The sequence below is a fragment of the Microvirga lupini genome (genome assembly GCF_014191055.1).
GTDB lineage: Bacteria > Pseudomonadota > Alphaproteobacteria > Rhizobiales > Beijerinckiaceae > Microvirga > Microvirga lupini_A.
This window is the reverse complement of record NZ_JACHWB010000001.1, coordinates 1403559-1416384: the sequence shown is the minus strand read 5'-3', so window position 1 is coordinate 1416384 and position 12826 is coordinate 1403559. Positions and strand designations below refer to the sequence as shown.

Below are 12826 nucleotides of genomic sequence, written 5' to 3'. Positions count from 1 at the left end.
GACAATCCCCGTGCAGGAGATCAACGGCACGGGGATTGCGACCATGCTGTCAGAGAAGATCCTTGCCGCCGCTTTCACGCGCGCCGTGAAGCACGGCACCCTGACGATGAGAACCGCCGAGGGTAGAGACTTTACCTTCGGTGATGACAGCGGCCCGGATGTCGCGATCCGGTTCACGGATGCAGCCGCCCAAATGGCGCTGTGCCTCCACCCCGAACTGAAGCTCGGCGAGCTGTTCGTCGAGGGGCGTCTCGTCATCGAGCGGGGCACGATCCTCGACCTGCTCCAGCTTCTTCTGCAGGACATCCATGGAGAGCTGGACGAGCTGCCCCTGAAGCGGCTGCGCAGGATCCGCAATTGGATGATGCGCCGGGCAGAGAACGATGCGGCACGATCCAAGCGCAACGTCGCCCATCATTACGACTTGGATGGCCGCCTCTACGCGCTCTTCCTCGACAGCGACCGTCAGTATTCCTGCGCCTATTTCGACCACCCCAATGTCAGCCTGGAGGAGGCGCAGCTCGCCAAGAAACGGCATATCGCGGCCAAGCTGATGGTGAACCGGGGCCATAGCGTCCTCGACATCGGCTCCGGCTGGGGCGGGATGGGACTTTACCTGGCTCAGGTGGCAGGCGCCGGCATGGTCAGGGGAATCACGCTGTCCGAGGAGCAGCTCGAAGCCTCGCGCCGGCGAGCGGCGGCGGCGGGCCTGCTCGACCGGGTCCGGTTCGAGCTTGAGGATTACCGGTCCACCACCGGCAGCTTCGACCGCATCGTCTCGGTGGGCATGTTCGAGCATGTGGGCCCACCCTCCTATGACGAGTACTTCCAGACCTGCCGCAGTCTCCTGAAGGCGGACGGCGTGATGCTCCTCCACACCATCGGACGCTCCGGCACGCCCTACCCCACCAACCCCTGGATCACGAAATACATCTTCCCGGGCGGGCACCTGCCCGTGCTGTCGGAGATGATGCCGGCGATCGAGCGGGCTGGGCTGATCGTCACCGATGTCGAAATCCTGCGCCTGCACTATGCCTATACCCTGCAGGCCTGGCGGGAGCGCTTCCTGGCCCATCGCGCAGAGGTCCTGAAGCTCTATGACGAGCGCTTCTGCCGGATGTGGGAATGCTACCTCGCCATGTCGGAATCGGCCTTCCGCTGGCAGGATGCGGTGGTGTTCCAGGTCCAGCTTGCCCGGCGCAACGACGTGGTGCCCCTGACCCGCGCCTACATGGCCGAGCGGGAAGCCGCCCTCAAGGAGGCGGAGGGCATGGAGTTGAAGAGGAGCGCTTGAACGGGGCCCGGGCGGCCTTTATCTCGGGAGCATGAAAACCTCCGATTGCGACATCCTCATCGTTCCAGGCTACACGAATTCCGGCGATGACCATTGGCAGAGCCGATGGGAGCGCCAGCTCTCGACCGCGTGGCGGGTCGAGCAGGAGAACTGGGACGCCCCGAACAAGGACGCCTGGGTCGAACGCATCGCCCAGGACGTGAAGCGCGCCGAAAAGCCGGTCGTGCTGGTCGGTCACAGCCTTGGTGTGCTGGCCATCGCCCATGCAGCCCCGCGCCTGCCGAAGGGGAAGGTTCAGGGCGCCTTTCTGGTCAGCATGCCGGACGTGGAGCGGCCCGATTTCATCCCGGACATCGACCGTGCCTTCGCGCCGATCCCGCGCGATCCCTTCCCCTTCCCATCGGTCCTGGTTGCGAGCCGCACCGACCCGCACTGCGACTACGCCAAGGCGGAGGACATCGCCTATGCCTGGGGGGCGGCGGTGGTCGATGCGGGCGATGCCGGCCACCTCAACACGGAAAGCGGCCACGGCCCCTGGCCCGAGGGGCTGATGCGGTTTGCCGGTTTCCTGAAGCGGCTGTAACGTGCCTCCCACATGACGAAAAGTTCATGCGGCAGTCATGGGGGCGAGAGCAGGATGGGAGCAATCTTGTCCTTATCGTCACCACGGAGGATATCCGCATGAAAACAATCGCCACCCTCGCTCTCGCAGCTCTTTTGGCCGGCTCCGGCACGTATGCGCTGGCGCAGCAGAGCCCTGCTCCAGAGACACCGGCGGCCTCGCAGGATCAGACCCGGCAGGATCGCCGCCCCCGCATGAGCCAGGATGACTTCAACCGCCTCGTCGATGCCCGCATCGCCTCGATCAAGGCCGGCCTGAAGCTCACTGCCGATCAGGAGCGCCTCTGGGCCCCCGTTGAGAGCGCCATCCGGGCGTCCGCCGGCGAGCGGTTCACCCGCATGCAGGAGCGTCCCGACCGCGACGAACGCCGGTCCATGGACTTCATGCAGCGCCTCGAGCGGCGCAGCGCCATGGTGTCGGAACGGGCCCAGCGCTCGACGGCCGTCACGACGGCTCTTCGCCCCCTCTGGGATACGCTCACCGAGGACCAGAAGCGGATTGCGCCCCGCCTCCTGCGCGAAGCGGTCGATAACGACGGTCCGCGCTGGCATGAGCGCGGCGGACGCCGTGGACGCGGCGACCATCATCGCATGGGCATGATGGAGCATGGCCGCGGCGGGATGAACCACGGCGGCCCACGTGCCCCGGCTCAGCAGTAAGCTCACATAAGCAAAAAGGCCGCCCGGTGGGCGGCCTTTTCGTATCGAAGTAAGCTTTCGCGGCGATTAGCGCGAATAGAACTCGATCACGAGGTTCGGTTCCATCTGGACCGGGTACGGCACTTCCGACAGGGTCGGGATGCGCGTCACGCGGGCCGTCATCTTGGAGTGATCGACCTCGATGTAGTCCGGCACATCGCGCTCGGCGAGCTGGCTCGCCACCACGACGACCTCGAGCTGCTTCGACTTGTCCTTCACCTCGATCACGTCACCCGGCTTCACGAGGAAGCTCGGAATGTTCACGCGGCGGCCGTTGACCTTCACGTGACCATGGTTGACGAACTGACGGGCGGCGAAGGGGGTCGCGACGAACTTCGCGCGGTACACGACCGCGTCGAGACGGCGCTCGAGCAGACCGACCAGATTCTCACCGGAATCGCCCTTCTGGCGGATCGCCTCCGCGTAGTAGCGGCGGAACTGCTTCTCGGTGATGTTGGCGTAGTAGCCCTTGAGCTTCTGCTTGGCGCGCAGCTGCGTGCCGAAGTCGGACATCTTGCCCTTACGGCGCTGGCCGTGCTGGCCGGGGCCGTATTCGCGGCGGTTCACAGGGCTCTTCGGGCGGCCCCAGATATTCTGACCCATGCGGCGGTCAAGCTTGTGCTTGGCCTGAATGCGCTTCGACATCGCTGTTCCTCTTGTGTTGTCGAATTTGCGAGGAACGCGCCCTCCTCTTCCTTTTCAGGACGACAGGCCGACTTAGAGCCGGGCCACGGGAGCGTAAAAAGTTACGCGGCCCCGATAAGGACCGCGTGAACGGGTGGGGTTTAGGCGGAAAAGGCGGGAAAGTCAATCGACCTCTTCCGTCATCCCGGACGAAGCGCAGCGGAGATCCGGGATGACGAGGGAACGGTTTATCCCACCAGCAGCGGCATGTCCTCGATGGCGACCATCGGCAGGCCCTTGTCCTGCAAAGCTCCCCGCAGGGCGGGGCTGATCCCGGCGCCGCTGGTGAACACGGCGACGGCCTCATTCTCGTCCGCCTCGTGGCCGGGCACCGGCTGACCGATCAGCTGCGTCACCCGGCGGGCAATGGCCGGGGCCGGATCGATCCAGGTCACTGGCCAGGACGCTAGGGCCTGAAAGCGCGGCAGGAGCAGCGGGTAATGGGTGCAGGCCAGGGCCACCACGTCCGTCCGGCCGCCCTCGTCCGAGACGAAGCAGGGCTGAAGCTCAGCCATCAGCTCGTCGTCCGAGACGGGCTTGCCGGCCATCTCGGCCTCGGCCATGCCCGCGAGACGGCGGGAGCCTACGAGGTTGACCCGGCAGCCCGCCGCATAGGTTTCGATGAGGTCGCGGGTATAGTCCCGCGCCACCGTGCCGGGGGTGGCGAGCACCGTGACATATCCCGTCTGCGTGCTTTGAGCGGCCGGCTTGATGGCCGGGACGGTGCCGACAAACGGCACGGAGAAACGCGCGCGCAGGTGCGGCAGCACGATTGTGGATGCCGTGTTGCAGGCGATCACCACGAGGTCCGGATCGTGCAAGGCGATCAGCCTTTCCATGACGCTGACCACCCGCTCCGCCAGCACCGTCTCGCTCAGACGTCCGTAGGGGAAGCCGGCATCGTCCGCCGCATAGACATAGCGGGCGTCCGGACGTGCCTTCAGGACCTCCGAGAAGACCGTGAGACCACCGAGGCCGGAATCGAAGACGAGAATGGTGGGGACAGGTGACGGCATGACGGCAGGATTATAGGTCGCCCCTGCCAGAAGATCAGCACGCATGACACACCCTTACGAACGCAACTTACCGATGAAGTCGGACAGGCCCTGCTTGGTTTCCGGCGGCGCCATGTTCAGCCGACGGCGCGGGCCTGGCTCCTCCTTCTGCCCCTCGACCTTGGGCGTCTGGGCCGAGAGACGCCGCACGGGCCAGCCGTCGCTCCAGGTGCCCATATCGACGAATTTCGGATCGCGCGCGAGAGCGGAGGCATCCTTGCCGGCAAACGCCGCTTCGAGGGCCATGTCGAAGGTCTTCCAGAAGGCGAGATAATCGAGGGTATCGGTGACGTTGTTGCCGAGCTGCTGGGTCAGGATGGTCTGCGGCCCGGAGAGCGCCATGTCGGCGCTCCAGCGCCAGGTGTTTCTCTGCTTCGGATCCCGGGGCGGATCGGGCGGCAGCTTGATGGCGGCAGCATCGTAATCCGCCCTCAATGAGCCCGGAGAGGCGAGCGTTGCCGTGATCGTCGGGAAGCCGTGATCGTCCGACGCTGCCCGCATGAAGAGCTTGCGGGCGGCCGGAACGGCGCTCGCCTGCTGGAGGATGAGCCGCGAGGCGCGGTCGGCAGGCAGGTAATCCCGATCGCCGCTCATGGTGATGATCAGGGTCTGCGGGTCGATGGTCGAGAGGTCGCGCAGGAGGATGCCGCGCTCCTTCTCGTTGGAGGCGATGCCGCCCGCCATCAGACCGAAAATCAGCTTCGGCGATGGCACCTTGCCCGAGCCGGCCCCGGCCGCGAGATTGAGGGCGAGAGGCACGCCGGCCGAATGGCCGATGAGGGCAACCCGCTCCCGGTCCGGCCTCGCATTCGGATCATTGGCCAGTTCCGCCAGGGCGGCCTCGATCAGGGTCTCGGCCAAGTTGGTGGCGTCGGCCGGACGCGAACGGTTCACGTCCTGGAAGCGCGGAAAGAGCACGAGATGCCCTTTGCGGGCGAGATGGTCGATCCAGCCGCCGTAGAGCGCCGGGTTCACGGCGCCCCAGGAATGGAGAAAGATGACGACAGGGCGCGCTCTGGCGGGTGCATCGCTGCCGTGGAACACGAAGGTTCCGGCGCTGGCCGTGCCGACTCCGCGCTTCACGACGTCGGTCACCTTGTAGTCCCGTCCGCCGGGCCCCTGCTCGGGCTGCTGCGGCGGGGTTGCCGCCTGCGCCCAGGGGGCTGCAACGGAGACGCCAAGGACCAGAACAGGCAGCAGGAAGCGGCGCATCGTCGTCTCGAACTTAAGTACACTCAGGCAGATAGAGCCCGGGCGTTATAAAGCCACGATTTGCTTAAGGTTTTCTCAACCTGCGCCCTTCCGCAAGGGCACGAATCGCCCCACGCAGGGTGCGCACCTCCTGCTCGGTCATTTCGAGGCGGTGAAAGATATCCCGCATGTTGCGGGTCATGATCGGCTTCTTGTCCTCGGGATAGAAGTTGACCGCGTCGAGCTCGGCCTCGATGTAGTCGAAGAACGACGTCACCGACTCCCGCGTCGCCGGCGGAGAGATTCTGCCACCCTCGAAAGGCAGCGCGCCGCCGGTGGCGAGCTTGTACCATTCATAAGAGACGAGAAGGACCGCCTGCGCCAGGTTGAGCGAGGAGAATTTCGGGTCGACCGGGAAGGTGATGATGGCATCCGCCAGCGACACCTCGTCGTTCTCGAGCCCGGTGCGCTCGCGCCCGAACAGGATGCCGACGCCCTGACCTGCCCCGAGCCGCTCCTGCGCCTCCTTCATGGCGGCGTCGGGCGCGAAGACCCGCTTCATCTGCCCCCGCTCCCGCGCCGTGGTGGCGAAGACGAAGTTCAGGTCGGCGATGGCCTCGCGAACCGTATCGTAGAGCGTCGCCTCTTCCAGCACATGGGTCGCGCCGGAGGCGGCCGAATGGGCTCCCTTCTTGGGCCAGCCGTTGCGCGGCGAAACGAGGCGCAATTCCGAGAGCCCGAAATTGGCCATGGCCCGGGCCACCATGCCGATGTTCTCGGCCAATTGGGGCTCGACGAGGATGATAATCGGGCGGGTCATGGCGGGCTGGGCTTCCGGTCGGCTAACACAAGGTTTCCTCCCATACATCCCAAGGGATTAGCCCGCCACATTGATTTCCGCCCCAAGCTTCACAGATGGTTTGGCAGGTTCAAAGGCAGGCCGGAGACAATGATCGTCGCTGCTGAAGTCCTGATCGCGGCGGTGACCTTCGTCCTCCTGGTGGGGGCATCCCTGGGTTGCCTGATCTGGCACGTCAGGCTCTCGCCCAAACAGCTTCAGGAAGATACGAACACGACGGTCCGGCTCGTCGCCAATGTCTTCGTCGTCATAGCATCCTTGGTGCTCGGCCTGATGCTGAATTCGGCCAAAAACACTTTCCAGGCGGTCGATGACGGCGTCCACGCCTATGCCACCGACCTCATCCTGCTCGACAAGACCGTCCGCTCCCTGGGATCCATTGGAGACGAAACCCATCAAGGGCTCATCGCCTATCTGGAACGGGCGCTGAGCGCGAGCTCCGGCGTCGACCCGGACAGGCAGGCCGAAATTCTACTGGAGGAAGTCGGCAACAAGCTGAGAGCGATCCGCGTAACGGACGATCAGCAGACGTCTCTTTGGAACGAGGCACGACAGCTTTACCGGGAAGTCCTTGACCAGCGCTGGCTCATCGTCGGCCAATCGGGAGGGACCATCCCGATGCCCCTTGTGGTGATCGTGATCGCTTGGCTCGTTCTGATCTTCGCAAGCTTCGGCTATCGATCGCCCCGGAACACGGTCATCATCACCACGATCATCGTCGCCGCTCTCCTGATCTCGGCCTCGCTCGGCCTGATCCTGGACATGGACAACCCCTCCTCGGGCCTGATCCAGGTCTCGGACGAGCCGTTGCGGCGCGTCCTGGAGCAGATCCGTTAGAGGTCGTCGCCCTCACGGCCTTGGCCGGCGCTTGAAGAGCCGCAGGTCTCGGACTTGGATCCCGCTGGCCGCCTTGCGGGCCCAAGGAACCGGAGGAAGATCTCGGCATTTTTTCCTCTGCCGCCATCGGATCGCCGTCCCTTCTTGAAGACCGCGTGGAGTTTATGAAGTGCCCTGGAGGCTGATCATAATGTTGTGCCTGATGCTTGCACCACCGGCCGTGGCGGCGCCTTCCATCGGCGGATCTCCCGAGACGGCTACACCCCTCTTCCACGGAAACTGGTGCGGCGCGGGCGATCTGAACCGGGCCTCCCCCGTCGATGCGCTGGACGCCGCCTGCCGGGCCCACGATCTCTGCTACGAGCGGGTCGGCCGCGGGGCCTGCCTGTGCGACAAGGCGCTCCTCAAGGCGACCGCCGCCCTGGTCAGGAGCGTGAGAATCCCGGAGGCCATCCGCAGCAAGGCCGCCACGGTGAATTCCCTCTTCAGCGCAGTGATCTGCACCGAGACCCGGAAAATGCCGCGCCGGGCGGGACAGGGCTGAATTCCTTTGCTGCCCCCACCTTCCCCCCTGGCCTCAACCGCGCTATAGGCCCCGGCAACAACCTGCCGCAGCGCAGGTCCGTTCCAGCCCTACAAGCGCAAGGTGAGATCATGGCGAAGATCAAGGTTGCCAATCCGGTCGTCGAGCTCGACGGCGACGAGATGACCCGCATCATTTGGCAGTTCATCAAAGACAAGCTGATCCACCCCTATCTCGACATCGACCTGAAGTACTACGACCTGGGCGTCGAGCACCGCGACGCGACCAACGACAAGGTCACGATCGAGGCCGCCGAGGCGATCAAGAAGTACGGCGTCGGCGTGAAGTGCGCCACCATCACGCCGGACGAGGCCCGCGTGAAGGAGTTCAACCTCAAGGAAATGTGGAAGTCGCCCAACGGCACGATCCGCAACATCCTCGGCGGCGTGATCTTCCGCGAGCCGATCATCTGCAAGAACGTTCCGCGCCTCGTGCCCGGCTGGACCCAGCCGATCATCGTCGGCCGCCATGCGTTTGGCGACCAGTACAAGGCCACGGACTTCAAGGTGCCCGGCAAGGGCCGCCTGACAATCAAGTTCGAGGGTGAGGACGGCACGGTCATCGAGAAGGAAATCTTCAAGTTCCCGGATGCCGGTGTCGCCATGGGCATGTACAACCTCGACGAGTCGATCCGCGACTTCGCCCGCGCCTCGCTCAACTATGGCCTGAACCGCAAGTACCCGGTCTACCTCTCCACGAAGAACACGATCCTCAAGGCCTATGACGGCCGCTTCAAGGACATCTTCCAGGAGGTGTACGACAACGAGTTCAAGGCGAAGTTCGATGCCGCCGGCATCCATTACGAGCACCGCCTCATCGACGACATGGTGGCCTCGGCCCTCAAGTGGTCGGGCGGCTATGTGTGGGCGTGCAAGAACTACGACGGCGACGTGCAGTCCGACACCGTGGCCCAGGGCTTCGGCTCGCTCGGCCTCATGACCTCCGTGCTGATGACGCCGGACGGCCAGACCGTCGAGGCGGAAGCCGCCCACGGCACCGTGACCCGCCACTACCGCGAGCACCAGAAGGGCAAGGAGACCTCGACGAACTCCATCGCGTCGATCTTCGCCTGGACCCGCGGCCTCGCACACCGCGCCAAGCTCGACAACAACGAGGAGCTCGCCCGCTTCGCCCAGACCCTCGAGAAGGTCTGCATCGACACGGTCGAGGCCGGCTACATGACCAAGGACCTCGCGCTGCTCGTTGGCGCCGAGCAGAAGTGGCTCTCCACCACCGGCTTCCTCGACAAGATCGACGAGAACCTCAAAAAGGCGATGGCGGCTTAATCGAAGCGCCTTCAAGCTCTGGAATGATGAAAAGCCCGGCCATGTGCCGGGCTTTTTGTTGCCCTTTTCTTCAGTCCGAAGCTTGACAATATTCATGATTTGTTCTAACAATACATTTATTTGCTGAGGTTGTTTCTGGATGTTTCGATCCGCCGATTCGCAGAATATGTTGCTGAAGGCTCGCTATGCATTCGCTGTCGCCCAGCTGGAAGTGCGACGGCTGCTTATTTCAAGAGCCCTCAAGCAGTATAACCCGAACCAGCCATGCGTCCCTGCCGGCAACTCTGACGGTGGACAATGGACGAGCGGAGGTAATGGAGGCGGACCCCGCTCGGAGTATGCTCAACGCAAACCACGCCGTCTCCCGTCGGTCACCGGATCATTGGCGGTCGGGCACATGCCGTCACACCGGCACAGGAAGCACGTCTGGACGTAACCGCCGCGCCGGCTCGTGCGCTGGTCCGCGAGGTTCAGAGACGCGATCCGTTATGGAAACCTAAACCCAGCATCTATGAAGGCGTCGAAGGACGCATTCTAGCGAACCAGTCGGAAGCCCAACAAGCGGCTGCGCGTTTGAGGGAGCTAGGAACGGGAGAGCTGGCTTCGCAAGCTATGCACGAAATCATGCGTCGAAATGGGCAACCCATAGGGACACGAAATGCGCGTGCTAAATCGGATGTTCGGACAGTGTCTCGCGAAGAGTTTCGCGATGTTCTCGACAATATAAGTCCTGGCGCGGAACTGATACCTTCTCCACCCGGCTACAGAGGCCAATGGTACCGCCGACCGGATGGTTCGATTTTCGGCATTCGGCGGAGCGAGCAGAATGGCATCACTATTGATGTGATCAGAAACGATAGCCCGCAAATCAACAACGGCTACAAAGTTCAGAAGAAATGATCGGCGAACCAAGACACAAGTTTTACGGCAATACGATCAGCGAGCATATTTTGGAGGTTGCAAGCGAGTTGCCGGTCGATGCAGTCGGCATGTGGCAGATTGTGCCGGGAGCACGTCGCGGTTTCGACCTCGAAGGCGACGCTTTGACCGATTATGTCCACCGCTGCATCGCAGAGTTGCTCTCACGCGGAGCCGTGCCGGTTTTCGGCGGCGGGTCTGACGGGCCGCATGACTGGATCGTGCAGCGGCAGTATGGCTCGCGTCCAGAGGAGATCGTCGAGAATGTCGTTCGCGAATGGCTCGCCAACGGTGCGCAGAACGAGGATCCCGGTGGCTTATGGTTCGCCCTGCCCCAGTATGCCTGGACGCCACCTTCTTGAATCCAACGAGAGACTAAGATCATGCCCAACTCCAAACCCATCATGACCGGAGGCTGTCAGTGCGGCGGGGTGCGCTATGCGCTGATGTCCGAGCCGACCCATGCCAGCATCTGCCATTGCCGCATGTGCCAGAAGGCCTTCGGCAATTACTTCGCGCCGCTCACCGGCGTGCCGCGCAAGGATCTGGTCTGGACGAAGGGCGAGCCGGGGATCTTCCGGAGCTCGGAAGCGGTCGAGCGCGGGTTCTGCCGGGATTGCGGCACGCCGCTGACCTATTCCTACCTGGAGAACGACCGCATCACTGTCTCGATCGGCAGCCTCGACGACCCGGGCCGGGTCACGCCGGAAATCCAGTATGGCATCGAGAGCAGGATCCCGGTTTTCGAAATGCTGCACACCCTGCCCGGCGAGCGGACGGAGGATGGCTCCTCCCCCGAACAGTTGGCGAAGATGGCTTCGCGGCAGCACCCGGACCACGATTGAAGGCGTTTGGCGGAAGCTCTCCCGCTGTCGTCGGAGAATGCCGCAGAGCGTGGCATTGAAAGCCTCCAGAGCAGGAGCCTCTCAGTGAGCGTGATCAGGGCTTGCGGATTCTTTTCCGAAACCTCAAGGCCGCTGACGCATTGACTCCCGAACATTCGCCGGCCGCGGGACCCGCGGCCGGTTTCAGGCACGGGAGGAAACGCTGTGGTTGCCCTATCCCACTCAGGTGATCTGAGGCCGCTCCATCCTCTTCATGCCATCCTTCTCGCCTTTCCGCTTCCCCTGTTCGCGGGAGCCCTGGCGAGCGACCTCGCCTACCGGGCAAGTTTCCACATCCAATGGGCCAATTTCTCGTCCTGGCTCATCGCCGGCGGGCTGGTCGGCGGCGGCTTCGCCCTGCTTTGGGCTCTGATCAACCTGTTTCGCCGGGGACCGGCCCGCAAGGGACGGCTGGTCGTCTACTTCATCGTGCTGCTCGCCATGTGGGGGCTCGGCTTCGTCAACGCTCTCATCCACGCGAAGGACGCCTGGGCCACCATGCCGGAAGGTCTCTACCTCTCGGCCATCACGACGCTGCTCGCCCTCGTGGCTGCCTGGGTCGGCTATTCCGGATTTCGCACAGGAGAGGTGAAATGATCCACTCGACCCTCCTCATCGGCACCTTGGCCATCGCTCTCTCTGCCAGCAACGCAGAAGCCCAACAACAGCAATTCGGCCCGAACCCGAACTTGCCCGAGCCGCAGCGCGGCTTGTTGCCCAGCATGAAAATCCCGCGGCCGGCCAACTGGGGCAACGACCTCCCGAAGGTGCCGCAGGGCTACAAGATTCAACCCATCGCCACGGACCTCAAGATCCCGCGCCAGACCCTGGTTCTTCCCAACGGCGATATTCTGGTGGCCGAGGGATCCGGCGGCTATGCGCCGACGCTGCGCCCCAAGGACCTGATCGCGGGCTACATCAAGAGCCTCGGTAAGAGCTCGGTGAAAGGCGGCAATCGTCTGACCCTGCTGCGCGACGCCGATGGCGACGGCACGTATGAACTGCAGGGCGTCTTCGCCGACAACCTCAACGCGCCTTACGGTCTCGCGTTCGTCAACGGGGCCATCTACGTGGCCAATCAGGATGAGCTGGTACGCTTCGACTATCGTGACGGCGACACAAAGGCGAGTGCGCCTCCCACCAAGGTCGCGGATCTCCCGGCAGTGATCAATCATCACTGGACGAAGGCCATGACCGCCAGCGCGGACGGGCGCTTTCTTTATGTGGGCATCGGGTCCAACAGCAACATCACCGAGCGCGGGATGGACGCCGAGGAAGACCGGGCGATGATCTGGCAGATCGACGCCCAGACGGGCGCGCACAGGCCTTATGCGACCGGCCTTCGCAATCCCACGGCGCTGACCATCCAGCCTGGTTCGGGACAGCTCTGGGCGGTTGTGAATGAACGGGACGAAATCGGCCCCGACCTTGTTCCCGATTATCTGACCTCGGTGAAGGAAGGCGGTTTTTACGGATGGCCCTACAGCTATTGGGGCCAGAACGTCGATCCGCGCGCGCAGCCGCAGGATCCAGAAAAGGTCGCAGCGGCGATCCGCCCGGACTACGCCCTGGGATCCCACGTGGCAGCGCTGGGCGTCGCCTTCTCGAGCCCGGTCATGGGCGAAAATTTCGCCGATGGCGTGTTTGTGGGCATGCACGGCAGCTGGAACCGCAGCGCTCCGGTGGGTTACAAGGTGGTCTTCGTCCCATTCCGCGACGGCAAGCCTGCTGGTGAGCCGATCGACTTCGTGTCCGGCTTCCTGGTCGACGACGGCAACACGCGGGGACGCCCGGTTGGGGTGACACTGGACCCAAAGGGCGCCCTGATCGTGGCCGACGATCTGTCGAACACGATCTGGCGCGTGACGAAGAACTGACGCTCTAAACGTCGAGCGATCCCGGACCGGCCTCTGCC

General features: G+C 63.7%; 14 protein-coding genes. 10 read left to right on the top strand and 4 right to left on the bottom strand.

The window, feature by feature from the left end:
* Nucleotides 1-43: 43 nt before the first annotated feature.
* The 3 genes from FHR70_RS06905 (at nt 44) to FHR70_RS06895 (ending at nt 2575) form a co-directional block, all read left to right on the top strand.
* Nucleotides 44-1294 carry a cyclopropane fatty acid synthase gene (locus tag FHR70_RS06905; RefSeq protein ID WP_183448572.1) on the top strand — a complete coding sequence of 417 codons (1251 nt, stop codon included), beginning with the start codon at nt 44-46 and terminating at the stop codon, nt 1292-1294.
* A 31-nt stretch (nt 1295-1325) separates the two neighbouring features.
* Nucleotides 1326-1877 carry an RBBP9/YdeN family alpha/beta hydrolase gene (locus tag FHR70_RS06900; RefSeq protein ID WP_183448359.1) on the top strand — a complete coding sequence of 184 codons (552 nt, stop codon included), beginning with the start codon at nt 1326-1328 and terminating at the stop codon, nt 1875-1877.
* 98 nt (nt 1878-1975) lie between these two features.
* Entirely contained in the window at nt 1976-2575 is a 600-nt protein-coding gene (locus FHR70_RS06895; protein WP_183448357.1) for a Spy/CpxP family protein refolding chaperone, read from the top strand.
* Nucleotides 2576-2641: 66 nt separating this feature from the next.
* Here the strand turns inward: FHR70_RS06895 and rpsD are convergent, their stop codons facing one another.
* From rpsD to FHR70_RS06875, 4 genes are all read right to left on the bottom strand, one after another.
* Entirely contained in the window at nt 2642-3259 is a 618-nt protein-coding gene (gene rpsD / locus FHR70_RS06890; RefSeq protein ID WP_036350633.1) for a 30S ribosomal protein S4, read from the bottom strand.
* A gap of 227 nt (nt 3260-3486) precedes the next feature.
* The gene (gene murI / locus FHR70_RS06885) at nt 3487-4359 is read right to left on the bottom strand and encodes a glutamate racemase (RefSeq protein WP_183448355.1); all 873 of its coding nucleotides are present in this window, start codon (nt 4357-4359) and stop codon (nt 3487-3489) included.
* 9 nt (nt 4360-4368) lie between these two features.
* Nucleotides 4369-5565: an alpha/beta hydrolase family protein gene (locus FHR70_RS06880; RefSeq protein WP_183448353.1), complete on the bottom strand. Its 1197-nt coding sequence runs from the start codon at nt 5563-5565 to the stop codon at nt 4369-4371.
* Between the two features lie 64 nt (nt 5566-5629).
* Nucleotides 5630-6364, bottom strand: a complete 735-nt coding sequence (locus FHR70_RS06875; protein ID WP_183448351.1) for an RNA methyltransferase — start codon at nt 6362-6364, stop codon at nt 5630-5632.
* 129 nt (nt 6365-6493) lie between these two features.
* On the opposite strand from FHR70_RS06875, the gene FHR70_RS06870 reads away from it, so the two are divergent.
* The 7 genes from FHR70_RS06870 (at nt 6494) to FHR70_RS06840 (ending at nt 12788) form a co-directional block, all read left to right on the top strand.
* Nucleotides 6494-7240: a bestrophin-like domain gene (locus tag FHR70_RS06870; RefSeq protein WP_183448349.1), complete on the top strand. Its 747-nt coding sequence runs from the start codon at nt 6494-6496 to the stop codon at nt 7238-7240.
* A 202-nt stretch (nt 7241-7442) separates the two neighbouring features.
* A complete protein-coding gene (locus tag FHR70_RS06865; protein ID WP_183448347.1) occupies nt 7443-7784 on the top strand; it encodes a phospholipase A2 family protein in 342 nt (113 codons plus the stop codon).
* 110 nt (nt 7785-7894) lie between these two features.
* Nucleotides 7895-9109, top strand: coding sequence for an NADP-dependent isocitrate dehydrogenase (locus FHR70_RS06860; protein WP_183448345.1), 1215 nt, complete (start codon nt 7895-7897; stop codon nt 9107-9109).
* A gap of 896 nt (nt 9110-10005) precedes the next feature.
* Entirely contained in the window at nt 10006-10389 is a 384-nt protein-coding gene (locus FHR70_RS06855; RefSeq protein WP_183448343.1) for a hypothetical protein, read from the top strand.
* 21 nt (nt 10390-10410) lie between these two features.
* Nucleotides 10411-10872 (top strand): GFA family protein, encoded by a 462-nt coding sequence (locus FHR70_RS06850; protein ID WP_183448340.1) that lies wholly within the window; start codon nt 10411-10413, stop codon nt 10870-10872.
* 204 nt (nt 10873-11076) lie between these two features.
* Nucleotides 11077-11508 carry a DUF2231 domain-containing protein gene (locus tag FHR70_RS06845; RefSeq protein ID WP_183448338.1) on the top strand — a complete coding sequence of 144 codons (432 nt, stop codon included), beginning with the start codon at nt 11077-11079 and terminating at the stop codon, nt 11506-11508.
* A complete protein-coding gene (locus FHR70_RS06840) occupies nt 11505-12788 on the top strand; it encodes a PQQ-dependent sugar dehydrogenase (RefSeq protein WP_183448336.1) in 1284 nt (427 codons plus the stop codon). Before FHR70_RS06845 ends, FHR70_RS06840 begins: the two co-directional genes overlap by 4 nt.
* Nucleotides 12789-12826 lie beyond the last annotated feature (38 nt).